This is a genomic window from Clostridium tunisiense TJ (assembly GCF_000300195.1).
In the GTDB taxonomy this organism is placed as follows: Bacteria; Bacillota; Clostridia; order Clostridiales; family Clostridiaceae; genus Clostridium_J; species Clostridium_J tunisiense.
Window position 1 is genome coordinate 14,019 of sequence record NZ_AMQH01000004.1, and the last position, 26,252, is coordinate 40,270.

At 30.6% G+C, this 26,252-nt stretch carries 25 protein-coding genes; 16 read left to right on the forward strand and 9 right to left on the reverse strand.

Annotation, left to right across the window (positions count from 1 at the left end; genetic code table 11):
* Nucleotides 1–20 precede the first annotated feature (20 nt).
* Complete coding sequence (gene anmK / locus C661_RS0102705) at nucleotides 21–1,181, forward strand: anhydro-N-acetylmuramic acid kinase AnmK (RefSeq protein WP_017413758.1); 1,161 nt, start codon at nucleotides 21–23, stop codon at nucleotides 1,179–1,181.
* A gap of 69 nt (nucleotides 1,182–1,250) precedes the next feature.
* Nucleotides 1,251–2,165, forward strand: coding sequence for an N-acetylmuramic acid 6-phosphate etherase (murQ, locus tag C661_RS0102710; protein ID WP_017413759.1), 915 nt, complete (start codon nucleotides 1,251–1,253; stop codon nucleotides 2,163–2,165).
* 546 nt (nucleotides 2,166–2,711) lie between these two features.
* Here the strand turns inward: murQ and C661_RS0102715 are convergent.
* Nucleotides 2,712–2,978, reverse strand: a complete 267-nt coding sequence (locus C661_RS0102715) for a late competence development ComFB family protein (protein WP_017413760.1) — start codon at nucleotides 2,976–2,978, stop codon at nucleotides 2,712–2,714.
* Nucleotides 2,979–3,380: 402 nt separating this feature from the next.
* On the opposite strand from C661_RS0102715, the gene C661_RS0102720 reads away from it, so the two are divergent.
* The 5 genes from C661_RS0102720 to C661_RS0102740 all read left to right on the forward strand — a co-directional run bounded on the left by C661_RS0102720 (nucleotide 3,381) and on the right by C661_RS0102740 (nucleotide 7,793).
* On the forward strand, nucleotides 3,381–5,072 hold the full coding sequence (locus C661_RS0102720) for a methyl-accepting chemotaxis protein (RefSeq protein ID WP_017413761.1): 1,692 nt from the start codon (nucleotides 3,381–3,383) through the stop codon (nucleotides 5,070–5,072).
* 327 nt (nucleotides 5,073–5,399) lie between these two features.
* Entirely contained in the window at nucleotides 5,400–6,110 is a 711-nt protein-coding gene (locus C661_RS0102725; protein ID WP_017413762.1) for a superoxide dismutase, read from the forward strand.
* A 293-nt stretch (nucleotides 6,111–6,403) separates the two neighbouring features.
* Nucleotides 6,404–6,637 carry a glutaredoxin domain-containing protein gene (locus tag C661_RS0102730; RefSeq protein ID WP_017413763.1) on the forward strand — a complete coding sequence of 78 codons (234 nt, stop codon included), beginning with the start codon at nucleotides 6,404–6,406 and terminating at the stop codon, nucleotides 6,635–6,637.
* A gap of 137 nt (nucleotides 6,638–6,774) precedes the next feature.
* Entirely contained in the window at nucleotides 6,775–7,254 is a 480-nt protein-coding gene (locus C661_RS0102735; protein WP_017413764.1) for a hypothetical protein, read from the forward strand.
* Entirely contained in the window at nucleotides 7,251–7,793 is a 543-nt protein-coding gene (locus C661_RS0102740) for a permease (protein WP_017413765.1), read from the forward strand. The genes C661_RS0102735 and C661_RS0102740 overlap by 4 nt, the downstream gene beginning before the upstream one ends.
* Nucleotides 7,794–7,954: 161 nt before the next feature.
* On the opposite strand, the gene C661_RS0102745 is transcribed toward C661_RS0102740, so the two are convergent.
* On the reverse strand, nucleotides 7,955–8,722 hold the full coding sequence (locus C661_RS0102745; protein ID WP_017413766.1) for a SagB/ThcOx family dehydrogenase: 768 nt from the start codon (nucleotides 8,720–8,722) through the stop codon (nucleotides 7,955–7,957).
* Between the two features lie 455 nt (nucleotides 8,723–9,177).
* Here C661_RS0102745 and C661_RS0102750 point away from each other — a divergent pair, with 455 nt between their 5' ends.
* Nucleotides 9,178–9,576, forward strand: coding sequence for a YkvA family protein (locus tag C661_RS0102750; RefSeq protein ID WP_017413767.1), 399 nt, complete (start codon nucleotides 9,178–9,180; stop codon nucleotides 9,574–9,576).
* 28 nt (nucleotides 9,577–9,604) lie between these two features.
* On the opposite strand, the gene C661_RS24475 is transcribed toward C661_RS0102750, so the two are convergent.
* The 4 genes from C661_RS24475 to C661_RS0102780 form a co-directional block, all read right to left on the reverse strand.
* A complete protein-coding gene (locus C661_RS24475) occupies nucleotides 9,605–12,088 on the reverse strand; it encodes a DUF3298 domain-containing protein (protein ID WP_050551809.1) in 2,484 nt (827 codons plus the stop codon).
* Nucleotides 12,089–12,239: 151 nt separating this feature from the next.
* Nucleotides 12,240–13,025, reverse strand: coding sequence for an ABC transporter permease (locus C661_RS0102770; protein WP_017413768.1), 786 nt, complete (start codon nucleotides 13,023–13,025; stop codon nucleotides 12,240–12,242).
* A gap of 3 nt (nucleotides 13,026–13,028) precedes the next feature.
* Complete coding sequence (locus tag C661_RS0102775; protein ID WP_017413769.1) at nucleotides 13,029–13,667, reverse strand: ABC transporter ATP-binding protein; 639 nt, start codon at nucleotides 13,665–13,667, stop codon at nucleotides 13,029–13,031.
* A 15-nt stretch (nucleotides 13,668–13,682) separates the two neighbouring features.
* The gene (locus tag C661_RS0102780; RefSeq protein ID WP_017413770.1) at nucleotides 13,683–13,991 is read right to left on the reverse strand and encodes a PadR family transcriptional regulator; all 309 of its coding nucleotides are present in this window, start codon (nucleotides 13,989–13,991) and stop codon (nucleotides 13,683–13,685) included.
* A 415-nt stretch (nucleotides 13,992–14,406) separates the two neighbouring features.
* On the opposite strand from C661_RS0102780, the gene C661_RS24375 reads away from it, so the two are divergent.
* Nucleotides 14,407–14,538, forward strand: coding sequence for a hypothetical protein (locus C661_RS24375; protein WP_017413771.1), 132 nt, complete (start codon nucleotides 14,407–14,409; stop codon nucleotides 14,536–14,538).
* 95 nt (nucleotides 14,539–14,633) lie between these two features.
* Here C661_RS24375 and C661_RS0102790 read toward each other — a convergent pair whose 3' ends face one another.
* Nucleotides 14,634–16,013 (reverse strand): MATE family efflux transporter, encoded by a 1,380-nt coding sequence (locus C661_RS0102790; protein ID WP_242825966.1) that lies wholly within the window; start codon nucleotides 16,011–16,013, stop codon nucleotides 14,634–14,636.
* A 309-nt stretch (nucleotides 16,014–16,322) separates the two neighbouring features.
* Nucleotides 16,323–18,401, reverse strand: coding sequence for a helix-turn-helix domain-containing protein (locus C661_RS0102795; protein ID WP_017413773.1), 2,079 nt, complete (start codon nucleotides 18,399–18,401; stop codon nucleotides 16,323–16,325).
* Nucleotides 18,402–18,744: 343 nt separating this feature from the next.
* Between C661_RS0102795 and C661_RS0102800 the strand changes: the two genes are divergently transcribed.
* The 7 genes from C661_RS0102800 (at nucleotide 18,745) to C661_RS22600 (ending at nucleotide 24,841) form a co-directional block, all read left to right on the forward strand.
* Nucleotides 18,745–19,302 carry a GNAT family N-acetyltransferase gene (locus C661_RS0102800; protein WP_017413774.1) on the forward strand — a complete coding sequence of 186 codons (558 nt, stop codon included), beginning with the start codon at nucleotides 18,745–18,747 and terminating at the stop codon, nucleotides 19,300–19,302.
* Nucleotides 19,303–19,315: 13 nt separating this feature from the next.
* Entirely contained in the window at nucleotides 19,316–19,804 is a 489-nt protein-coding gene (locus C661_RS0102805; protein ID WP_017413775.1) for a hypothetical protein, read from the forward strand.
* 79 nt (nucleotides 19,805–19,883) lie between these two features.
* A complete protein-coding gene (gene larB / locus C661_RS0102810) occupies nucleotides 19,884–20,630 on the forward strand; it encodes a nickel pincer cofactor biosynthesis protein LarB (protein ID WP_017413776.1) in 747 nt (248 codons plus the stop codon).
* Nucleotides 20,631–20,640: 10 nt separating this feature from the next.
* The gene (locus tag C661_RS0102815) at nucleotides 20,641–20,826 is read left to right on the forward strand and encodes a DUF6440 family protein (RefSeq protein ID WP_017413777.1); all 186 of its coding nucleotides are present in this window, start codon (nucleotides 20,641–20,643) and stop codon (nucleotides 20,824–20,826) included.
* A 186-nt stretch (nucleotides 20,827–21,012) separates the two neighbouring features.
* On the forward strand, nucleotides 21,013–21,687 hold the full coding sequence (locus tag C661_RS0102820) for a uracil-DNA glycosylase (protein WP_026050912.1): 675 nt from the start codon (nucleotides 21,013–21,015) through the stop codon (nucleotides 21,685–21,687).
* Between the two features lie 558 nt (nucleotides 21,688–22,245).
* The gene (locus C661_RS0102825; protein WP_017413779.1) at nucleotides 22,246–23,433 is read left to right on the forward strand and encodes a murein hydrolase activator EnvC family protein; all 1,188 of its coding nucleotides are present in this window, start codon (nucleotides 22,246–22,248) and stop codon (nucleotides 23,431–23,433) included.
* A 349-nt stretch (nucleotides 23,434–23,782) separates the two neighbouring features.
* Nucleotides 23,783–24,841 carry a stage II sporulation protein P gene (locus C661_RS22600; protein WP_017413780.1) on the forward strand — a complete coding sequence of 353 codons (1,059 nt, stop codon included), beginning with the start codon at nucleotides 23,783–23,785 and terminating at the stop codon, nucleotides 24,839–24,841.
* Nucleotides 24,842–25,093: 252 nt separating this feature from the next.
* Here C661_RS22600 and C661_RS21175 read toward each other — a convergent pair whose 3' ends face one another.
* Nucleotides 25,094–26,032, reverse strand: coding sequence for a hypothetical protein (locus tag C661_RS21175; RefSeq protein WP_017413781.1), 939 nt, complete (start codon nucleotides 26,030–26,032; stop codon nucleotides 25,094–25,096).
* Nucleotides 26,033–26,252 lie beyond the last annotated feature (220 nt).

Here is a 26,252-nt window from a genome sequence, read left to right on the forward strand (position 1 = left end):
ATAAAGGGGCTTGTTTTAGTATGGAAAAGTATGCAGTAGGACTAATGTCAGGTACTTCTTTAGATGGCATAGATGGTGCCTTGGTTAAAATACAAGGAGTAGGTGTAGACACGAAACTAGAGCTTCTTCATTTTATTAATGAGAGAATTCCAGAGAATATTAAGGAAGAAATAAGCAATTGCTGCTTAAAGGAAAAGTCTAATGTTGAACTTATCTGTAGCCTAAATTTCAAGTTAGGCTATTTGTTTAGCCAAGTGGTAAAAAAGCTTTGTGAAGGTGCAAGTTTTCCTCAAGATAAATTAGACTTTATTGGCTGTCATGGTCAAACTATATACCATATTCCAAGAGGTAATGGTGAAGTAGTAAAATCTACTCTACAGATTGGAGAGCCAGCGGTGATTGCCTATGAAACCGGAATTACAGTAGTATCTAATTTTAGAACCATGGATATGGCAGCGGGTGGACAGGGGGCTCCACTAGTTCCTTATACTGAATATCTTTTATATAAGTGTAAAAAGAATAGGGTGCTTCAGAATATTGGAGGAATTGGTAATGTTACAGTAATCCCTGCTAACTGCAGTCTTCAGGAGGTCTACGCTTTTGATACAGGACCAGGGAATATGGTTATAGATGAAGTAGTAAGAAATCTAAAGGGATTACCTTATGATAGAGATGGAAACTTTGCAAGAGAGGGAACTGTTCATCAGGGACTTTTAGAAGAATTATTAGCTATGCCTTACATTAATATGGAGCCTCCAAAAACTACAGGTAGAGAACTTTTTGGTAAAGAATTTGTAAGTAAAATTTTAAGTAGGAACAAAAATATATTGCCAGTCGACTTCATAGCTACAGTAACTGCTTTTACAGCTCACTCTATTGTGGAAAACTATAGAAGGTTTATATTTCCAAAGGTGAAGATAGAAGAAGTAATTGTGGGTGGTGGTGGAAGTTATAATAAAACCCTTATTAGCATGATAAGACAGTTACTGCCAGAGTGTAAGGTTATGACTCAGGAGGATTTAGGTTATTCTTCTGATGCAAAGGAGGCCATAGCCTTTGCAATTTTAGCCAATGAAACCTTAAATGGTATTGAAGGGAATGTAATTGGTGCTACGGGAGCAAAAGAAAGGGTAGTTCTAGGAAACATAACTCCTGGAGTAAATTTTTTTAGGAGTAAATAAAATCAGATTATATGTGTGTGGAAAGGCTAGTTTATTAGAAAGTATGACTTTAAAAAGGAGTTATTATCTATGATAATAGAAGATTTAGCTAAACTTACTACTGAGAGTATAAATATTAATACAACAAACATAGATAGGGTTTCAACTATTAATATGATAACCTTAATAAATGAAGAGGATAAAAAGGTAGCTTTAGCTATTGAAAAAGTAAAAGAAGAAATAGCAAAGGCTGTAGATATAATAGCAGAAAGGCTTATGGAAGGTGGAAGGTTAATTTATGTAGGAGCAGGCACTAGTGGAAGATTAGGAATATTAGATGCCTCAGAATGTCCTCCAACTTATGGGGTAGATGAAAATCTAGTTATGGGAATTATAGCTGGTGGGAAAAGCGCCATGTTTAAAGCAATTGAGGGGGCAGAGGATAATAGTGAATTGGGTAAGGAAGACCTAATTAAGATAAAGTTAAATGAAAAGGATGTTATTTGTGGGATAGCCGCCTCAGGGAGAACTCCATATGTTATTGGGGCAATGAGATATGGAAGAGAGATAGGTGCAACAGTTTTATCTTTAAACATGAATAAGAATAGTGAGATGAATAGGTATGCTGAAGTCTCAATTTCTGTAGAAGTGGGTCCTGAGACCATAATGGGCTCTACTAGAATGAAGTCAGGAACGGCACAAAAAATGGTGCTTAATATGCTTTCTACAGGAGCTATGATTAAAATGGGAAAAGTATATGGAAATTTAATGATAGATGTTCAACCATCAAATGAAAAATTAAAAATAAGAGCAAAAAGAATAGTAAAACTTGCTACAGGAGCCAGTGATGAAGTTATTGAGAGAATCTTAGAAGTAACAAAGTACAATGTGAAGGTTACTATACTAACTATGAAAAGCGGGCTCCCTATAGAGGAAGCTGAAAAACTCCTCCAAAAACATAGGGGGTATATAGCTAAGGCATTAGAGGAAATAAACATAAAATAATATGAGCAGAAACTATAGTGGAATTAAGTTGGATTAGAAAGATAAGTTTTAAAAATATTTCTGTAGATTCTTCTTAGAGTCCACAGAATTTTTTATGGTGTTCTATTAGGAATTAAAACTTACTAGTTTAATTTAAATGTGTCAAAATTCTACAAGATTAGATATTTGATTCTCAAAATAATATTATTTTTAATAAATATATAAACTAGTAATAAAAGGATACGAAATATATGGTAAGAAGATTAATGATTATTAACTTCATAAGAGTAACTCTTAACTGATTGACTAATTAATTCACTCAGGGGAAAGTTAATTACTGTGTTACAAAAGTTAAAATATATAGATAAAACCTATCTAGGACCCCCTTTCTCTAGATAGGTTTTAAAGAAAAAAACTAGGAAAAAGTAGTAAGAACTTTATGTTTTTACTACTTTTTATATTTAAGAAATTACACTTGAAATAGTTAATTATTAAATAAATAAAATAGGATGATAGTTCAGGGAAATCAATCTATAAGGTTGATAAAATAACTACCTTAAATAAAGTTTAGCTATTATGATGTGGATTTTTAGACACTATGTCAATGGCTTTAACTAGTTCTTTTACAATATCTGTACTAAATTGTATTTCTAACTCATTTACCTTAGCATATAAATTTCCTGCATTTGTAACTACATATATAGGCTTAAGATTATTTAAGGCTATAGCCTTAATATCATCACAGCATTTTTCACATTTGCACAGATTACTATAATCTGGAAGAATCTTTTTAAGAATATTATCTACTACAATTTCCATATAATTTTTAACCATTTACTCCATTCACCCCTAGTTTTAATATTTATAGTATTGCTAAATCTAATTTATAATAACTAAATCTAAAAAATTAAGATAATTTGTACTTAAATATGTATAATACAGTTTATGTAGATGTTTATAAGTTTAACACAGAATTACATTAAATTTTAAAGTAGTGAAAACCCTGATAAAACCCCATATAATATGTTAAACATTAAACAAATAAATCCTTTATTTTTATAAAATATTTTCATTGGAGAGAGAGATGGTTATAGTTACATAGGAAGAGGTAAAATCTTAAATTAATCTTAAATTTTGAAAGTTATGTAGAAAAATGTAATAAATTCAATTATAATAGTAAAATGTGTAGTAAAACTTTAGTATATACATTACAAAAAAGGGACGGGTGACGAGAAGATGAAAAAGGGGTTAGGGAGTAAGGTACTTAAGCTAATTGGTACAATTTCTTTTGTGTCAATGGGGCTAATTTTAGTAATGAACTTTGTTTTGTTTAAGGTATTGTTTACAAACATTCAAAATGAGGTGAAGCAGAGTATTGTTGAGGGGACTAAAATAATTAATGGTAGCACTATTGAAAAAATCATAAGTGATAAATCAATGGATAGTACCGAATATAAGCAATTACAAAATCAAATGCTAGTATTTAAAAGTGATAAAGATTTAAGTTTTTTTTATACTTTAACGAAAAGTGGAGAGAAAACCCAGTTTTTAGTTGATGGAAAGATTTCAGATGTAAGTAAGCTAGGTGAAGAATATATTTTTACTAAAGATATAGAAAAGGCATTTAACGGAGAAATATTATACACAAAAAAGCCTGTTAAGGATTCCTATGGAACATTCATTTCTGCTTATGCACCCATTAAGAATTCAACGGGTAAAGTAATTGCCATTGCAGCCGTTGATAAGAATGTAGAGTATTTTATAAATATGAGAAAAACTATACTTGTAAGCATTGGTATATCATCAATTGTTATTATGATATTGTCTATAATAGCTACTACAGTATTCTCAAAGAAAATAACCTATAATGCTAAAACCATAGAAGAAACCCTAATGAAAATGGCTAATGGTGAAATGAATACAAACTTAAACATAAATAGTAAAGACGAATTTCAAAGTATTGGAGAATCAATAAATAAACTTTCAAATAAATGCAGTGAAACTCTTAGGGTTATAAAACAAACTTCAGCAAGCTTGTTAGAAGACTCAGAAACACTGTCAGCTCTTTCGGAAGAAATGGCTGCATCAACTGAGTTGGTGTCTTCTTCCGTAGAAGAAGTCACTACTAGATCGGTAGAAGAGGCTAGAGAAATATCAGAAGTGGATAACAATCTAGTTAAATTTGGAACAGGATTAAATGAGTCCGCTGACTTTATAAACATTGCAAATAATACAGTGCAGGAAATGAACCTTGAAGCTCAAAAAAGTAATGAGGATATTTTAATCCTTGATAAGTCAGTAAAAGATATTGCAACGGCTTTTCATGATGTAAGACAAAATATAAATAACCTTAATGTAAATATATCTCAAGTTAGTGAAATAACTGATTTGATAAATTCAATTGCAGAGCAAACTAACTTACTTGCTCTAAATGCTGCAATTGAAGCAGCACGTGCTGGAGAGGCAGGAAGAGGGTTTTCTGTAGTAGCGGAAGAAATAAGAAAGCTTGCAGAAAAATCTAGAGAATCTTCTGAAGGAATTAGCAGACTAATTGAGAGAGTTTCCTTAGATAGTCATATAGTGGTAGAAACCTCTAGTGATATGGAAGATAAACTAAATGATGAAAGCAAAATAATACAGGACACTATTATTTCCTTTAAAGATATTATATCAAAAATGGGACAGGTTTCTGAGTTAACAGTAAAAGCAAATTCAAATATTGGCTCACTAAATTGTGAGAAGGATAAAATATTGAAGGGAGTAGAGGTTGTAGCTACGGGTTCCGAGGAGGTAGCTTCATTTACAGAGGAAATACTTGCATCTTCACAAGAGATTAGCTCATCTTCACAAGAAGTTGCAGTTTCATCTCAACAACTTCGTAAAAAAGCAGAAGAGATGATAGGAGCAGTAAACTATTTTACTGTTTAGATATTGAAGAGTAAATATAAAATTTGAAATATAAAATTCCAAGTAAAAGTATTATACTTTCATTTAAGTATAGTACTTTTATTTTTTATAGAATAAATATTTCATTGTTATGGAATAACTAAAATGAACGGAACAGGTAACCATTAGACGTTTAAAATGAGAAATATTTATGTTCATGTAGACTGGTAAAGCTTATCTCTTGGTGGATGAAGTGAAAATCCAGATTTAGTTAACATAAACCTTTCTTGTCTTAACAAAGGCATTTGTGATGGATGGTCTTACTATGGAGGTCTAAATTAGTTGGCAACATGAAAAGGAGAGAAAAACATGAAAAACAAAAGAAATAAAGTAATGTTATTAGCAGGTATAATAGCATTGATTACTATGCTTATTTTTAGTGAAACTTACGTTAAGGCTGGGGACAATGAAAATAAATATCCTTTTAAGCTACCCGCACTACCCTACAGCTATGAGGCACTAGAACCATATATAGATACACAAACTATGACAATTCACCATCAAAAACACCATCAAGCTTATGTAGATAACTTAAATAAGGCTTTAAGTAGTTATCCTGATTTACAAGGAAAAACTCTTGAAGAACTATTACTGAATTTGGAACAGGTCCCACAGGAAGTTAGAGAAGCCGTAAGAAATAATGGTGGAGGACACTATAATCATAGTTTCTTTTGGACCATCATGGGAAAAGATAAAGGAGGGGAACCAAAAGGAAAACTAAAAGAAGATATAGTTAAATCTTTTGGCTCTTTTGATAATTTTAAAAAGGAATTTAAAGATGCGGCCTTAAAGAGATTTGGCAGTGGATGGGCATGGCTTATTAAAGGCGAGGATGGTAAGTTGAAAATAATAAGTACACCTAATCAAGATAGTCCAATTATGGAAGGCATAACTCCAATACTAGGAATTGATGTTTGGGAGCATGCTTATTATTTAAAATATCAAAATAAAAGAGGGGACTATATTGATGCTTGGTGGAATGTAGTTAACTGGGAACAAATCGAAAAGGACTATAAATAGTTGTTTTAAAGATATATAACAAGTACAAATATCATATATTGTATAGTGGCTTTCTATATATACCCCAGGGTGGGATGTATAGAAAGCTTTTTTATATCTTAAAATTAAAAAATTAAATTAGAATAACAAAAGATAAAGATTTAATCGTAAAAACATAATATACAGATAAATAGTTGTTGACAAGTTATTGGCATATGCTATAATAAATGTAGGTTGTGTTTGAAATTCAATTTTCCAAACTCAAGTATATTAAAAAGTTAAATAATTAATCAATTTATTTGGAGGTAAAATATATGAATATTACAGTTTATTCAACAAATACTTGCCCATGGTGTGTAAAAGTTAAGGAGTACTTAAAGGGAAATGATGTTAGCTTTAAGGAAGTAAATGTAGCTGAAGATCGTGTTGGTGCCATGGAAATGGTAAAAAAATCTGGTCAAATGGGGGTTCCAGTACTAGATTTAAATGGAACTATAGTTATTGGCTTTGATAAAGAAAAAATAGATTTAATATTAAATCTCAAATAAGGGCCTTTAACTGGAATAACATTAAAAGAATATAACTATAATTTAGGAGCATAATATTATGCTCCTAAATTATGAAGTTAATTAAATTTGAAGTTTACAACTTTAAGAAATAGATTTAACAATTGAAAGGAGAAATTATGTTTACAACAATTACCTATATACTAGCAATAGGATTAACAATACTATCATTAATAAAAGACAAAAAGAAAACAAAAATGGCTTTAAAAAAGTCATGGAAATCTTTTGAAAATATTTTACCTCAATTTTTAGCAATTGTATTACTTATAGGAATAATGTTATCAGTTATGAGTCCCAAAACTATATCAGCTCTAATTGGAGAAAATTCAGGTGTTCTCGGTATGATTATCACAGGAATGATTGGGTCTATAACTCTTATTCCAGCCTTTATTGCATTTCCGTTAGTTGCTGCACTATACGAAAATGGGGCAGGAATTGCACAGATAGCAGTATTTGTTTCAACACTTATGATGGTTGGAATAGCTACAGTACCATTAGAGATAAAATACTTTGGAAAAAAAGTAACCCTAAGTAGAAATATTTTGGCCTTAATATTTTCATTTGTAGTAGCAATAGTTATGGGGGTAGTTTTAGCATGATAAAATTTATGAAAAGATATAAAACTTTTATAATACTATTTATAGTGAATTTAATTCTATTGTTCGCATATCCTACAATAGGTAAAGAAGCTTTTAGAATTACTGGAAAGAATATGATTGAAATGCTTTCAGTAATTCCGCCTATATTTGTTCTTCTCGGACTTTTAGATGTTTGGGTTAAGAAAGAAACTATGATGAAATACATGGGACCTAAATCAGGAATAAAAGGTATACTATTAGGATTCTTACTAGGATCTGCAGCGGCAGGCCCATTATATGCAGCTTTTCCTGTAGCTGGTATACTGCTTAAAAAGGGAAGCAAGTTATCTAATGTGTTAGTGTTTATTGGGGCTTGGTCTACAACAAAAATACCACTACTTTTATTTGAAGCATCTTCTATGGGTTTAAACTTTATGCTATTAAGATTTACATTAAACATACCAGTAATAGCCCTAATTGCTATAATAACAGAAAAGATATTAAAAGAAGAAGAAAAAAAAGAGTTATACGAAAGAGCTTTAACATTAGATGAAAATTAATAATAAAGGATATTTTCAAGAAGTTTACTAATTGACTTGAAAATATCCTTTTTACTTTAAAGTGTATTAATGAAAATATATTTCCTTGTGCAAATCAAATTTACATATAATATTTGAGAAAATTGTAAGTTATAAATAATTACTTATAACTACCTTTAATATTATTTATTTATTTTTTTACCTACAGCAGCTAGATATAGGGTGAATTCATTTTCACCATCTAGTTTTAATATAGTGTCCACCATAGTTTGGTCATAAATACCTATAGCACAGGTGCCAGAATCAATTGATTCGCTAGCTAAGTAAAGGTTTTGACAAATATGGCCTACATCTATAAGGATCTTCTTGTGAGCTGTTACATCAAACTTCCACTCAGATCTATAAGGAATAGTACTCCAAGCAAAAACTACTGAGGCTTTGGAGGCAAATCTTGGAACAAAAGGTTGTTCAAGAGTTAGATCATTTATTTTATCTTTAATATTTTCTATTTCATACATAAATAGTAGTTTATGTTCTAAGGGTAAGTACCTATAGATACCTTGGGTTAAACCCTCTACATTTATAATAAACAAATAAGTTTCAAAGGAATGGGTAGCTCCACTGCAGGGTACTGTTCTTAAAGTGAAGGTATTATTATCAGAAACCTTAGTTACTCCCTGTGTAGCCCATAATAAATAGGAAAGCTCCTCTAAAGATAATGGAGCGTCTTCGTATAATCTTACACTTCTTCTTTCTTTTATGCATTGAAAAATATTATCATTAGTTAATATTTCTTCAGTTACAAAAGGTAAGTCTACAATTATTGAATTATTATCATATTCCTTTACAAGGGCTGGCTGTGGAACACCAAGGGCTCTATCAGCTTTCTGGTTCTTCATTGGAGTAAAGTCAGTTTTTAAAAAGTCTCTATTAGTTTTAAATCTTTCCATTAATTTATCCTCCATCCATAGGTTATAGGTTGTTATAAAATTATTTCTTTTATAGTTGATTAATTTTAAAGCAATTAGAGTGTTTTAAGATTAATCAAGGGAGTTTAATAGCAGTATATTATTATACTAAATAAAAATATAAAATGCAGTAACATAAATCACTGTATTTAAATTAAATATATATATTTAATTTCAGAAAATCATTGAAATAGTAATGTTAATTAAGATAATATTAAATTAATATAAAAATAAGAAGCATATATTTCTAGAAGTATAATTAGGCTAAGTGAAACTTAGGAATTTTTTATGTGCAGGTTATTAATGAATCTAAACTTAGGATGATAAAGCTGAAAACAACTTGTTAGGAAAAGAAAATATGGATAAAGATCCTTAAACCTTGGAACAGGTTTAAGGAAGGTTATAACTTATATTTAAGAATAGAGTAGGTAATAGACATGAATTATATAAAAAAGGCTATAGATTTTGGAAAGAGAAAGTCAAAAGAGTTAAAGGTAGAAGTAGGAGCACTTTATTTAGCTTATAAAAGGAAAGATGTAGCTTGGTATGCTAAAGCTTTTGCAATTATTGTTGTTGGATATGCTATGAGCCCCATAGATTTAATTCCAGACTTTATTCCTATATTAGGGTATTTAGACGATTTAATTCTTATCCCTTTAGGTATAACTATTGCATTAAAACTTATTCCCAAAAATATAATTGAGCAGTGTAGGGAAGAGGCAAAGAACCTATTTCAAGGTAATAAGATAAATAATTGGATTGCAGGTTCAATAATAATAATAATATGGATAGTTTTCATAGTATTAATCTTTAGTAAATTTAAAGGCAAGAGCTAATAAAATAGCTCTTGCCTTATTTTAAGTTTTAGTATAAAAAGTTACATACTGGATTATAGGTATTTAATAGGTCGCCAAGTTCTTCATACCCTATAGGAATTCTGAATAATCCGTAGGAACTAGGAGTATATTCATCAACTTGATAGAAAAGCACAATTCCATTAGGAGTTAAATAGTATTGTTGATTGTCACATAAGCCTTCATAGTCACTTACTAATGGAACTTCTATTTCATCACATTTTTTAACAGCCATATCACTTAAGAGATTTTCATAATCACAATCATCTTTAAATAAGTCTTCAAGTTCATACTTTTCACCAGTATTAGTGTCAAAGGTTAGTGAGCTGAAAACTGTATTGTTCTGATTCATAGTTGCATTAATATAAATAGAGAACACTATACAAAGCAATCCTTTTTCCATTAAAGGTACCTGATAAGAAACTTCTACTTCTTTAATATCCTTTTGCTCTGGAACTAGAACTTGATTATTTAATAAAGAAGTAACCTCACTAATGATAGCATCATTAATATTATTCTGCACTTCTTCATTTGGTAAATCTTTAATCACTGGATAATCAACCTTTATCTTCTCAGGCTCTAAGGTTTGAGGTTCCAAATTGGCACTGATATCAGTAGTAACATTTGCATTTTCTGCAGTTTGGACAGGGGGAGGAACCTCCATAGTTTCAGTAGTTTCTACAGGTGTAATTACCTCCGTATTTAAATCCAAATCTAAATCAGTATCAATTGTTTCAGGAACTACATTTACCATATTTACAGGAGTAGGAGTTATGGCACCGTTCATGTTAGCAAGATCCTGCATATTAGCTAAATTACCCATGGTATTAGCATTTTCTGTAGCATTAAGATTACTCATATTATTAACATCAGGAAGGCCAGCTTTTTTCACTAATTTATCGCTTCTTCCTTCAAATCTTCTACCATAGCATTCAAAATAATTGATTGATTTCAAATCAACTCCAAAGTAAGTCCAGTTAAATCCAGTCCATCTATAGCCAGAAGCAGATTTTTTATCCACTCTAGTAAGCCAAGCCCAGAAGGAACGGCCATTATTTAGCCATATATATACATACTGATATAGACATGGTTTGATTGAACCAGGAGAAACAGCTTTAACCTGTGGACCTCCCATTAAGCTTTGAGAAGATACATTTGATTTACTAGGTGTTGATGAAGGTGGAGGTCCTGGAGGACCGTCTTGGTTTCCACCTGGACCATTTGCACCGCCAGGAGGTCCTGAAGGAGGTCCAAAAAGATTTTCAAATGGATTACCAAAACCTCTGTTATTATCTCTTCCATAGCACTCAAAATAATCAATTCTTCTTAAATCTACTCCAAAGTATACCCACCTTCGTCCGTTCCATCTAAAACCAGAAGCAGTTCTTCTATCTACATTAATGAGCCAAGCCCAGAAGGAAGTACCATTTCTAAGCCAAATATACACAAATTGAAATCTACAAGGTCTAATAGAGCCAGGGGAAACAGCTTTAGCCTGTGGTCCACCAGAAGAGCTTTGGGATTGGAACGAAGTACCGGACTTACTTGGGGTCATCGATGGTGGAGGTCCAGGAGGTCCTTGCACATTTCTTAAATCTTCTGGAACCTGAAAACTATCCTCTGAAACCTCAGAATCTCCTAAGCAATCCCTTCCAAAACATTGGAAGAATTCAATTCTACTTAAACTAACTCCAAAGAAAGACCAACTTCTACCAGTCCATCTAAAACCAGTAGCAGTTTTTCTATCTACATCTATTAGCCAAGCCCAGAAAGAAGTGCCGTTTTTTAGCCAAATATAAACAAACTGAAATCTGCATCGGCTAATAGATTCAGGCGAAACAGCAAAAGGCTGAGCGCCAAAAGCAGTAGCAGGTTTAGTAGGAGTCATTGATGGTGGAGCTCCAGGAGGTCCTTGCATATTTCTTAAATCTTCTGGAACCTCAGAAGCTCTTAAGCTATTTCTTCCATAGCACTCAAAATAATCAATTCTTCTTAAATCCACTCCAAAGTACACCCATCTTCGTCCATTCCATCTGAACCCTGAAGCTGTTCTTCTATCTACATAAGTAAGCCAAGCCCAGAAGGAACGGCCATTTCTAAGCCAAATGTAAACAAATTGAAATCTACAGGGTCTAATAGAGCCAGGGGATACAGCTTTAACCTGTGGTCCACCAAAAAAACCTTGGGATTGGAAAGAGGCACCGGACTTACTTGGGGTCATTGATGGAGGTGGACCTGGAGGCCCACCGAATCCGCCGCCAGGAGGCCCGCCACCTGGTCCACCAGGTGGACCGGGTGGATTAGAGGGCCCGAACAATAAGTCAGTAAGTGGATTATTAAGGAACGGTGGTAAGTAACGCTGATCACTGTCATCTTTATGAATATAAATATCCTCATCCTCTGAATCATCAAAAGCCTTATTATTTAAAGGCACATAAGATAATTCTTCATCTGTTTCTACAGTGTAATTAGAATTAGGATTACGCACAAACATTATTAATCTCCTTAGTATTATTACACATTACTATAATATACATTTCTCTTCAGATTGTGCTTTTTTATGGAAGTATCTATAGTAATTTCTCTAAGTTTTAATATTAATATAGGCTAGGGGGAATAACTAAGTATATAGGACAATAGGAAAACTAATCTTCAAATACTAGTTGAGCTTCCTTATTGAAGAAGGTTTTATATCCAAGTTGAACAAAGATTATAACTGTCAAAGCAACACTACCTAAGATTCCGAGCATTATGGCAATTTGATATTCTATGGCTGTTGTTGGTGCAGTACCAGATAGTATTTGCCCAGTCATCATTCCAGGAAGAAAAACAATTCCCATGCCTACCATAGAATTAATAGTAGGAAGTATTGCAGCATCAAAGGCAGCATTTATAATTGATTTTGCTGCAATCTTAGGGTGAGCTCCAAGCATTAGAGCAGCCTCTACAAGTGCCTTTTGAGTAGTCATACCATCTACAAGTCTATTTACACCTAAAGTAATACCTGTCATTGAATTTCCTATAAGCATTCCAGCAATGGGAATAAAGTATTGAGGATTGTACCAAGGACTAATTCTAACTACTACGAATAGAAAGTAAAAAAGGCTTGTAAGGGTACCAAAGATCATTGATAAGGCAATAATTTTTTTTAGCTTTTTTGAAAGTTTAAGGTTACTTCTTTTAAAAATGTTATATATTGAAAAAACCTCCATGGCAATTATAACTAAGATAGTGTAGATTGGGTTTGAGTTTTCAAATAAATAAACAAGTACATATCCAGTAATGATTAGTTGAATTGTCATTCTTATGGAGGAAATTAGTATTTCCTTTTCTCTAGAAATTCCTCTTTTCTTTACAATTATCAGTAAAATCACAACAAATATATAAACAGAAATCATTTGAATTATTCCCAAATCAATTACTCCATTCATAATTTAAAAGTCACCTCCATTTACTACTTTTCCACCACTAATCTCAATAATATTATCTGAAAATCTTAAAGCAATGGTTTTAGAGTGGGTAACCATTACTAAAGTTTTATTATTAGCTTTTATATAGGAAGCTAATTTAGCTACCATAAGATTTTCAGTTTCTTCATCAAGAGCTGATGAAGGCTCATCTAGCAAGAACACCTCAGGATTCATTAATATAACTCTCCCAAGGGCCAGACGTTGTTTTTCTCCACCAGATAAAATTTCTGCATTTTCTTCAAGAGGCTTATTTAGTTCCACTATTTCTAGAATTTCTTTTAGTTTATTATCCTGAGGAAAAGTTTTTTCAGAAAAACCTAAGCCACATAGCAAATTATCTTTTACTGTCCCAGTAAAAATAACAGGATTTTGAGAAAGCATTACTACTTTTCTTCTAAGCTCAACAGAATCTATTTCTGTTAAAGGGGTATTAAAATAAAATATACTTCCACTACTCGGAGAGATAAGCTTATTTAAATGTCTTAAAAGGGTAGTTTTACCACTACCGCTTGAACCTACGATAGAGGTGATTTTCCCATTTGGAATTGTAAGACTTTGAATATCTAAGATGTTCTTGTATTTTATATTCTCTAACTTAAACATAAAAATTCTCCTTTACTATTCACTAATTTCTTTTACCAGTTCAAGAGCTTTTTCTTTTAAATCCCTAAGTACTTCTTCACCATCTTTAGTAGTAGAGTAGTACTTTCTAATTTTACCTTCTACATTTTTTTCTTCCTTACTTAAAAGGCCACTTGATTCCAAATTATGTAATATTGGATATAAAGTTCCGGGGCTCATATCATAGCCATGATGTTTTAGCTCATCAATCATCCAAGAACCAAAGAAAGGTTCTTTAGCACCATGATGTAGAATGTGTATATGTATAAAACCTAAAAACAATTTTCTTGCAATTTGATTTTTCAAAAATGGAACCTCCTAAAATATTTATTTCCGATATCGGTTGTCAATATTATTATAACATATGGCTTTTTAAAAATGCAAAAATAAGATTATTTTTAACAAATAAAAAGATTATCCAAAGGGAAGAAAAATTACAAGGTCTATAAACTAAATATAAGGACAAACTATTAATAGAAAGTTACCTTCTGAAATTTAAGTGTAAATAAAGATAAAAAAAATTTCATAAGGGCTCTATTACTTTAATGTTTTTTATAGGCTTCTGTGGTAGAAATTTATTTCATTCATATCCAAAAGCCATAAGAGAATCAATGTAGATTATATGTATAAGTTCATTGTTGAATTTGGTTCCCTATAAAATAAATCCTTGAAAAATTTATTTTAATGAAATTTAATTCTAAAAATAAAGGAGGAATAGTTTATGAAAAATATTAATGTAGCTAGACACCGTGCAATAAGTCCCCAAGCAAAACAACAAATGACAAAGTTTAAACAAGAAATGGCAGAAGATTTTATTTGGAGGAGCCAAAAAGTAAGTAAAAATCAAAAATAAAATAACAAACTATAAAATAAAATCAAAGAAATAAAATAAAAAAACTGCTTCCAGAATATTTAATGGAAGCAGTTTTTTAAAGAATTTTTATTTAATTAATTCAAAGCAACTTTTTTACTAGGTAATTTGTCAGAGGCTATATCCTTCTTTGAAGCTTTATTTAAAAGGTATAAGGAGATAGAAGATGATATTAAATCGGAAATAGGATAGGCTATCCAAGCTCCTAAGGTTCCTAATATTTGAACAAAAATTATTGCTAAAGGGATGAAAACTACAAGTTGCCTAAAAATGGATAAAAAGAAACTTTTTTTAGCTTCACCAATTGCTTGATAATAATATATGCCAATGTAGTAAACACCAGCAAAAGGAAGCAATGAAATGCAAATTCTAAAGGCTTTTACTGCTGAAGGCAATATTTTTTCATCCATTAAGAAAAAGCCTATAATTTCATTAGATAAGAAACCAAGCACTGCGGCGAAAATTATTGATATAATGGTAACAGTTTTAATTGAGACTATAACTGTTTCTTTCATTCTATTATATTTTTCAGCTCCAAAATTGTAGGCAACTATAGGTTGCATAGCAGAGCTTATACCAATTATTGCAATAAACATAAACATAGAAATTTTTGTAATTACACCGATGATTATAATTGCTGTATCCCCACCTTTAGAATAAAGCAAATTGTTTAATATTACAGACACTACTGCATCAGAAATTTCAATTACAAAAGTAGAGAATCCAATAGCTATTATTCCACTGGTTATATCTAAACTTAAGGAAGAAAAAATTGATCTTATTGAAATTTTAATTTTAAAACTTTTAAATACTTCTTTAAACCTATAAAGAACAAAGAAAAAGGAAACAATTTGAGAAACTACTGTGGCAATAGCAGCTCCCTGTATTCCTACTCCATAATAGGCTACTAAAATGTAATCTAAAATAATATTCAATATAGCACCAATTGAATTAGCATAAAGGGTTATCTTAGTATTTCCTAAGGAAGTCATAATATAGCAACCTACTAATCCTAAGCACTGGAAAATACCACCCATTAAAACAATAGATACATACTCATTAGTTAAGGAATAGGTTACGTTACTGGCTCCAAGTTTATAGAGTATAGATTCTTTAAAGAAAAATATAAGAAAAGTCATAAACACCATAAGAGTTAGGGTAATTACAAAAGCGTTAATTATAGTTTTCTCAATTTCTAGGAAGTTTTTTTCCCCTAGATTTCGTGATACATAAGTAGAAGCACCAACGGCTACTAAAAAACCAAGTGCAATTAAAAATCTTTGAATTGGAAAAGCTATAGTTAGTGCAGCAATGGCATTAGCACCAATGTAGCGACCAACATATATAGTATCCACCATATTATAAAGTTCAGCTACTAATAAAGAAATAATAGCTGGTATAGCAAATCTTAAAAGTATCTTACTAATTTTTCCGTCGGAAAAAATTCTATCGTCCATTCCCATGAATTCCACCTCAATTTTATGTGTTCTATATAAAGTTGTTTTATTGATTTTATATAGTGAATCAAACTATCAATCCTCTTTCAAAATTATTTAGGGTTATAAAACAATGTTTATAAATTAAATGGTAAGCTTTGTACCTTTCAATTATTTAACCTGAAATTTTATTTGGTTTTAAATTAATTCCTATAATTCTATTATAGAAATTAAGTGAAATTTTTACATTCACTTGTATGCTTAATAAAAGGTACTTTTATGAGAAGGTTGTATATTCCTAAATGTAAAAAAAAGCACAAAACCACCTTATTAATGGTGGTTTTGTACTTTTTTAATTAAAATAAGAATGGCGCCGTAGCTATTCAGTAGACCTTGAAGATTTATTACAGCACTTTTTTTGAAATGTTTAAATCTTATTTGAGGAAAAGATGCTTTATAAAGAATTTCCTTTTCTTCCTTGCTTAATCTTTTAGGTTTACCCATTTGCAACCAATAGTTGAAAGAAGAACCTTGTTTTTCACTTATTTCGTAACTAGTAATTTTAATATCAGAACAAGTATTGATTATGTTTAAAGAAAGTTTCTTTGAAGTAGCATTTTTTACTCCTCTCAATTTTGAGAACCTTTCTAAAGGTATTAGTTTATCTATATCTTTATGAAAGTTATAAAGTAAAATTTGATATTCATCATTAGTTTTGGTGACAATATATCCATCTTCCTGAGCAACTACCGTATCACCAAGTTTATTTAAAAGGTAGTAACCATAGTAGGAAGGCTTTTTTATACCTTTATCATTAATTAGACCAGGGTATCCAAAAAATACTTCGTTTGTTAAGTCTACCTGTTTATCCAACACATCAAAGGGTCTTAAGAATGACAAGCTATTACTATTGGTTAGAATATTATGAATTACATAGGGAAGCATATAGCCAGTGTCATAAATAGGATTTATTTCTGAAGCTTTGTCCATTGGATAGGGCGTTTCAATTTCAATGTTATGGATATTCATAAATAATTCCTGTATTTTTAATTTTACGGAATCAGAAAGCTTACTACTAAGTTCAAACTTAAAGGATCTAAAGTCTACGGAATCTAAATCACTAAAATAACTCAAAAAGGATTCAATAACTTCTATAAAGTTATCTTCAGTAAAATCAGTAGAATCAATAACAATAAGTGGGTTAAGATTAATAGAATATAAAAATTCTAAAACGTCCTTTGTTCTATTCCAATTATAAAATCTGGAGTTTGGAAAGATAGCCATATCTGCGGTGAATACATTAAGAATACGGGCATATTCAAATCCAATTTCACGCTGTATTTCTTCTAGGGTATCCTTGTTATCTTCAATTAGAAGTTCAAAGGCATCTCCTATGGTAATAGTAGTCTTAAAACTTTTATCAAAGTTACCTAAGTCCTTATTCATATCAATATTTATTTGGAAAATCTTATCCTCATAGTTAAACCTATCATAGTCCTCTAAAAAATATGAAAGGTATGTAATGCTCTCATTTAGATCTAATACTTCGAAACTTTTAAGTTCTTCGAATTGAACCCCATTAGTTTTGTACCTTTTTCTAAACTGTAAGGGAGTAACCTTATAGTGAAGTTTAAAGTTTTTATTGAAGTATCTTGTATGAGAAAACCCTACCTCCTCTGAAATTTCAGATATAGTTTTATCTGTATCAAGAAGTAATTTTATTGATTCTTCTACCCTAGTAAGATTTATTAAATCTGTAAAGCTGTAGCCGGTAGCATATTTAATTTCATGAGATAAGTATTGAGGGCTTAAGAATTCATTATTTGCAATATCTTTTAGAGTTATATTGTTGTTGTAGTTATTAAAAATATATTTTGAAATACTATGATATCTTTGAAGTTGATTAGCATCATCCTTAAGTTCTTCTTTCTCATAAATTAAGTAATTAAAATTATTTATAAGGTGATAAAGAAGCTTAACCAATAAATCCTCAATTTCCTCATCATAATCTTCTTGTTTTTGAACTACTTCACAGAGTATTCTAGATAAATATGTTCTTAGCTCATCATACTCTTCACTACTTTGGGAATGTAAGGATGAGGATTTTGTATAGAAAAACATATTTTTTATATCTGAATAATACTTTTCAAAAAAATAAGGATCTATATGAAAAACTAGTATTTTATTATTTTCCTTACTATGAAGATGATGAACTTCATCTACATTTATAATTTCTAATTGGCCCTGATGAATTTCATATTTTACTGAGTTAATATAGACCTCTAAGGTACCTTTAAGAACATAAATAATCTCAATAGCGTAATGCCAATGAATAGGATATTCTTTAATATCCACATAAGATACAGTAATAGGTATATTTGAAGGGTAATTTACATATTCTCTTCTCAAAAGAAAACCTCCTTTGAATTTAACATGATAAAGTTATTATACCTATAATATATGAATAAATAAAATATACATAAGAATTAATAGGTTTGATTTTATATTTTCACTATTTTAGCAATAAGGGTAGTTTTAAACTTAGGACCATGGATATTATAAATTATAATAACATAAAAATTTAATGCTTTCACAGCCTATAGACTGCTGATTTATGTTAATATTAATATGTACAATTGGTTGAAAACTTCGAGTAATTCTAAATATTCATAGCATCTTTAGGAACAGATAAAATAAGTTTTTAGCCTGAGGCTAATATTAATAAATAGTTTATTTAAATTGGGGGATTAAGATGATTCAGGGGAAAAAAGTTGTTATAAGACAATTAGAAATAGGGGATGAGGAGTATCTTTATAAGTGGTGGAATGATAGTAACCTTATGGAACATGCAACTCACTGTTTTGGAACACTACAAAGTAAGGAAGCTATAAGAATAAACATTTTAAAGGAAATAGAAAGTACAGCTATGTTTCAGGAGCAAAAGAGATTTATAATTTGTGATAAAGATACCTTAAAACCTATAGGAGAAATGAATTATTGCGGATGGGATAGTAGAAACCAAAAATGTGAATTAGGCATAAAAATTTGTGAGTTAAAAGAACAAGGAAAGGGTTATGGAGAAGATGCATTGACCCATTTTATAGATTTCCTTTTTAGATTTTTAAATTTAAATAAAATAGAACTTACAACAATGATAGATAATAAAAGAGCACAAAAATTATATAAAAAGTTAGGCTTTAAAGAAATAGGCATTATAAGAGAGGGCTACTTCGACAGTAGAACTGGTAAATTTTCAGATGTAGTTTACATGGACTTATTAAAATGTGAATGGAACAATAAAGCGGATTAGTAGGAGGAGCATATTGAATAAAAGAAGAATACTAGTACTAGTAGTAATTTTTAGTATAGCATTGGGCTTTATTTATTACTCTAAGCCAACAAAAGTTGACCTTAATTTAGAGGGGGTAATATTAAATAAAAGCAAAGAAAGTAATGAAGAGAATGTTGATATAAGGGTTCAGGGTTATACTTACAGAAAAGTTCTAAAACCTAATAACTTTAGAGGATATATTTATATTAATGATAAAAAGTATCCTCATGTAAGTGTAGAACTAACAAAGAACTCTTATTCAAATATGTTATATTGGAGTGGCGATGAAAACTCACCAGTGGATGGTGTATTTTTAAGTCTTGGTGAAGCAGTTATAGGTGAAAATTTTAATAGTATTGGGTTGATATTTACTACTGAAGAGGGTGCAAGGAATGATAAAATTTTAATTGCACCTGCAAGAGATGTAAAAGAAGCAGAAGAAGTTTTAGAAGAAATTGAATTAAAAGTTGGTAGAGAATGATTATATAAATTTTATTAATGAAATGTACAGAGTTAGTATAGGGGTAAGATAATATATAGGAACAAAAGGAGAAAGGGAAATGGATAAGAGTTCTTTAGAGCAGTTATTACAGTTAGTTAAGGCTGATGAAATAAACATAGAAGATGCAGTGACAAAACTTGTAGACTTACCATATAAAGATATGGGCTTTGCAAATATAGATAACCATAGGGAATTAAGAGTTGGATATCCAGAGGTAATATACTGTGGAGGAAAAACTGTTGAACAGGTAAAAAGTATTTTTGAATTTATGGCTACAAAGAATTGCAACATACTAGGAACTAGAGCTACAGAAGAAATGTATGAAGAAGTTAAGAAAGTTTGTAAAGATGCTGAATATAATAATTTAGGTAGAACTATCACGGTAAAAAGGAAAGAAATGCAAACTACGAAAAGTTATATTGCTATAGTAGCAGCAGGAACCTCTGACTTACCAGTGGTAGAGGAAGCTTACGAAACTGCTAAAATCTTTGGAAACAAAGTTGAGAAGATTGTAGATGTAGGAGTGGCAGGAATTCATAGATTATTTAATAGATTAGAAGTTATAAGAGGGGCGAAAGTTGTAATAGTTGTGGCTGGAATGGAAGGGGCTCTTGCCAGTGTAATTGGAGGACTTGTAGATAAACCAATTATAGGAGTACCAACTAGCGTTGGATATGGTACAAATTTTGGGGGAGTTTCAGCACTTTTATGTATGCTTAACAGCTGTTCTAGTGGACTAAGTGTAGTAAATATAGACAATGGTTTTGGTGCTGCTTATCAAGCTAGTATGATTAATAAGTTATAGGAGGAAAGGTATGTTTGATAACAATAAAAGATTCCAGGTTATTCACAAGGAAAGTTCACTTGGAGAGGGTTGCAAGATATTTGTGGATAGGGAAACAGGAGTAAACTACTTATTTACTTGGGCTGGCTATGGAGGAGGCTTAACTGTGCTAGTAGATAGTGATGGAAAACCAATAGTTAGTGCAGTGGAAAGATAAAAAACTCTATAAAAAAACATGAACTAGTAATCCAATTGATTACTAGTTCTACTTCTCATTAGGGGATTAATGAAAAAGCATTACTTTATCTTATTAATGTTATAATAGTATAATAACAGAGTAATATGAAGAAATTATAAAGATAATGTTTATATTATATTAACATAGGGTGAAGGGATGAAAGTAATGGTTAATTTTTACAATAAGTGGGATGAGTTAATTAGTGGTGAATTTGAAAAGGATTATTACTTAAAGCTAAGAGAGTTTTTAATTGAAGAATATAAAACTAAAACAATATATCCAGACAAACATGATATTTTTAATGCTTTAAAGTTTACATCCTATGACGATGTAAAGGTAGTTATTATAGGGCAGGATCCATACCATGGTCCTAATCAAGCTCACGGGCTTTCCTTTTCTGTTCAGCCAAAGGTTCAAATACCACCATCTTTATTAAATATGTACAAAGAACTTAAAGCGGATTTAGGCTGTTTTATCCCTAATAATGGGTATTTAGTGCCTTGGGCAGAGCAAGGGGTATTACTTTTAAATGCAGTACTTACTGTTAGAGAAGGTCAAGCTAATTCACATAGAAATAAAGGGTGGGAGAAGTTTACTGATAAAGTAATACAATTGTTAAATGAAAGAGAAGAGCCGATAATATTTCTCCTTTGGGGAAACAATGCTAAAGAAAAGGGTGAATTAATTACAAATAAACACCACTTTATATTAACAACTGTGCATCCAAGTCCACTTTCAGCTAGTAGAGGATTCTTTGGCTGTAGGCATTTCTCTAAGACTAATGAAATCCTTAGAGACTTAGGAAAAGAACCTATTGATTGGCAAATTAAAAATCTATAATTAGTTAGTTATATTTATTATTGGGCTAGGTAGGAAAAATACCTAGCTTTTTTATTTAATATTTTTAGGCGTATATGTCAACGGATGGCTAAGTATGAATTAAAATTAAATATCTAGAAGGAATATGATAGAATATGTAGAATATGAAGTAGAAAGAAAAAATTGGAAGGTACAAACCCTTGTAATGTTATAATACTTTTAGTTATAATATTAGCAGGAAATATTATATTTATAGGAATATTATTAAATTTTCATAATAAATATAGTTATATACACATTTTTTTAATATTAGCATTAAAAAAACTACATTTTTTTACGAAATATAATAATGGGGAGTTTTTTAGCAGTATATTATTCTGACTAAATGTAATACATATTTAAAAATTAAAGGAAACTTAAAGTTCCTTTGTAAGTAATCACCGTTTTAATTTGCTTACATATGTCCAAATTCGACTTCACAAGGAATTTTCAAATTTTAGAAATAGATAATGGGATAAAGCTTATAAACTTATATTATTAATAAGTTGGCAAAGGACAAGCTTTATAGAAGGAGGAAGTATGAATAAAACAGTAAAATTCATAATTGCTACAGTATTGTGTGGTAATTTATTAACTACAACAGTTATGGCTAATGAGTTAGAAACAAAGAAACAGGAGGCAGGCAGCATCCAGCAGGATATAAAAAAGAATAAGGAAGCTATTAAGGCTTTAGAAAACACTAAAGGTGATATATTAAAGGAAGTAGAAGAATTAAATAAGAATATTTCAGTTTTAGATGAAGAAGTTGAAGTGTTAAATTTAAAAATTGAAAGTACATCAGAAGACATAGTAAATCTTGAAGGAAAATCAAAAAAGTTACAGGAAGATTTAGAAAAAAATAAAATTATAATGGATAAGAGACTTAGAGCCTTATATATAAACCAAGGGCAAGGATATGTTGAAACTTTACTTCAAGCTGAAGGTCTATCTGATTTTATAGAAAGAATAGAAGTTATATCAACGCTTATAAAGTATGATAAAGGTGTACTGGAGGACTTTAAGAAGAATCAAGAAGAGTTAGCTTCTACGTTAAAAGAGCTCGCTTTAGAAAAACAAAGTCTTGAAGATTCAAAGGTTTTAGCACAAGGGAAGCTAAATGAATTAAATGGGAAGAAGGATGAAAAAAACACTCTAGTAGCTAAAGCAGAAGAGGATATAGATAATCAAGAAAAAATTCTTGCACAATATGAAGATGAATTTGATCAGGTTACAGCTATGATTAAGGATATGGAACAACCATCAAGACCTTCAAGAGGAGGTTCAGTAGGTGGAGGAAATTCTGAAGATAGCGGAAGTGGACAAGTATCTAATGGAGAAATTTATTCAATCACTGGAGGCGTTGCCTACCCTATAACTTCTGGATATGCTTATAGAAATGGTCCTTATAAGGGAAATGGAGAGTTTCATCCTGCTATAGATATTGGTGCTCCTCATGGTTCGGGAGTATATTCCCTAATGGCTGGAACTGTAGTTTATGCAGGGTGGATGAATGGATATGGTAATGTAGTAATAGTAAACCATGGAAGTATCAGTAGTTTATATGCGCATAACTCACAGTTATTAGTAAGTAAAGGCCAGCAGGTTCAAGGTGGACAAAAGATTTCCTTAGTAGGTTCCACAGGATGGTCAACAGGGCCACATATACATTTTGAAGTTAGAAATTCAAGTGATGAAAAGATAAATCCAACGTCCTACTATATATACTAAAATAGGATTAGTATATATGGAAATATTGATTTAAAATGCATTTTAGCATAAACATAATAGATTAATTTTATAGATTAAATGAAGCACTCTCAAAATTACTGTAATTTTGAGGGTGTTTTTTAAAATAGCAATTATTAATATTACTATGTTTCCTCAAAAGATTTTAAAATTTAATTAGCATAATAATTTTAAGCCGTCATATAATTATATAAATTTACGGTATATAAATTTAAAGTGATTAACTTATGGGGAAGATTGATATTTAGGACTTTATAAGTAATTTAGGCACAGTTATTTAGAGGATACATGGAGTTTAAATATCAAAGTTTAATTTAGGTGGGGAAGAGAAATGAAGAAAAAAAGCAAGTTAAGTAATAGCTTTATGCTAACAAGAAAAAGTCTCAAGGCAATTGGAATTTCACTGATGGCCACTAGTATTATTGTAAGTGGATTAGATTTAGAAGTTAAGGCAGCGTCAGAGAATGCTAATAACAATAATAGTATAATATTTGAAAGTTTCATGAATAATACTATTTCTATTTTTAAGGCCAACTCAAAAGAGGAGCATAGCAGTATTTTAAATTTGCTCTCATTGAATCCTTTAAAAGTTATGCATAAGGAGTTAGCTTTTTTAGAGTTTAATAATATAAAGGAAGAATTTATTGATGATAAGGAAGATAGTAAAGTAGTTGAAGAAGCAAAGGTAGCAGAAGAAATTGCAATTAATCCATTCACTTTAAATGATAACAGTATTACTAAGGCAGAAAAGCCCTCTGTTGATGTTGTGGGAAATCCACAGGATAATTCGAAGAAAAAAATACTAATATATCATTCTCACACTACTGAAGCTTATGATTTGAAGGAAACGAGAAAGATGGACTTAACACAAACAGTAGCTGGGGTTGGAGATGAGCTGGCAAAGGAATTTGAAAAACAAGGTTTCACAGTAATCCATGATAAAACAATTCATGATTTAGATTATAACTCAGCCTATGCAAAATCTAGAGCAACCATGAATAATTATTTTAAAAAGTTTGGAGACTTTGATTTTGTAGTGGATTTGCACAGGGATGCTGGACCTGCAAAGGAAAATGTTACTGCTAAAGTAAACAATGAGAATGTTGCAAGGCTAGTAATTGTTACAACCACTAGTGATCCTAGATATAAAGCCCATATGAAAAATATAAATGCAATATTTAGTGTGGCAAAAGAAAAATACCCAAATTTGTTCAGAGAAAAAAATCTTCATACTAATTATAATGGGCAAAGGTACTATAATCAGGATTTAAGTGATAATGCCTTGTTATTAGAAGTTGGAGCAACTTCTAACACCGTTCAAGAAGCAAAAAATAGTATGAAGTATGTGGCTAGAGTTGTGGCTGAGGTTATTAATCAGAGGGGTAAGTAGTAATCATAAATATAAATATAAGCCAAAGGGACTATGTGAGGTTTACTTCACATAGTCCTTTTAGAAAATTATTATCAATGGGGATAATTTAATCAAATTTTGGGATGGGGTATTGATTAAATTTACGGTAACTTTATTCTAGTATAAAGTTATGTAGATTATATGAAGATATCTTTTTTTATTTTGTGGTAAAAAAATATCTTACAAAGTTTATAACTATAGTTTTATTAGAACATTATAAGTACATAGTATTTAAACACTTTCAATAAAGGCATTTAGTTCTTCTCTTTTAGCTCTAGCTTTTTCCTTCATGGATATTAAAGAAGTGTTTAGTCTATTAATAATAACTTGTACATTATTAGATACATTAATTACATTCTGGAGAGATTCTTCTATTTGTGATTGAACAACCCAGTCAGAAATTAACCCGTCAAAAAAGTAATCTGCAAAGGTGTCAAAGCTACCTACATTAAGAGCAAGATCAGAACCAATGCTTACATCCTTAAGCTCAGTCTCAAACTTATTAATAAGGTTTTGAGCTATAAAAGCATGGTCATTTGCTTCATCAATTTTAGAATGTTTTGAAGCCGTCGCTAAAAAGCCACCACCAAACATATCCCAAGTTCCCCAGTTCTCAGCACTTTCTAAGTCTGAAATCACCTCTTGTAATTTGGAGCTAACTGCATTTCCAGCAGCAAGTGCCTCTTCTAATTCTTTAATATTAGATTGGATGTTAGCCAACTCTTCAGTAATATTAATTAATTGGAGTTTAGTTTTATCATTAACATTAAATATAAGTTTCTTCTTTTCCTCAACTAAAGTTTCATATTCCTTTTCACAATCATTATATTCACTTAAAGAAGCTTCATATTTTGAAATAAATTGCTCTAAAGAAACCACACTGCTATGACATTCATCATATCTTAGTTTAGCAAGTAGTAACTCTTGCTTTTCCTTTTCTAATTGCTTATCCTTGTCCCTAAGAATACTATGAAATAAAGCATTAATTGTTAAGCCCTCTAATTTCTTTACATCTAGAGCTTCCTTATCAAGTTCTTCTTTTAAGTCTTCAAGTCTTAAGTTTTCTTTTTCTAGGTTTTTTTTAGTGGTTTTAAGCATTGCTTGAAGCTTTTCAAAGTCCCTTAACTTCTCCTTTGATTTAATGATTTCATTAGTAATTTCTGTAAACATATATCCCTCTCTTTTCTGAAATAGATAAATAATTTAAAACTATTTCAAACTTAATAAATTCTCTGGTAATTATAATAAATATTATAATTTATTTTCTCTTTATTAGCTATTATACAATTAAGCCGTTAAACAGAAAGGTCAGCAATTAGCTATAACTATCTACTTATAGCTAGAGAAAAAGCAATAGATTTTAAAAAAACAAATATGCGAACAAATGTTT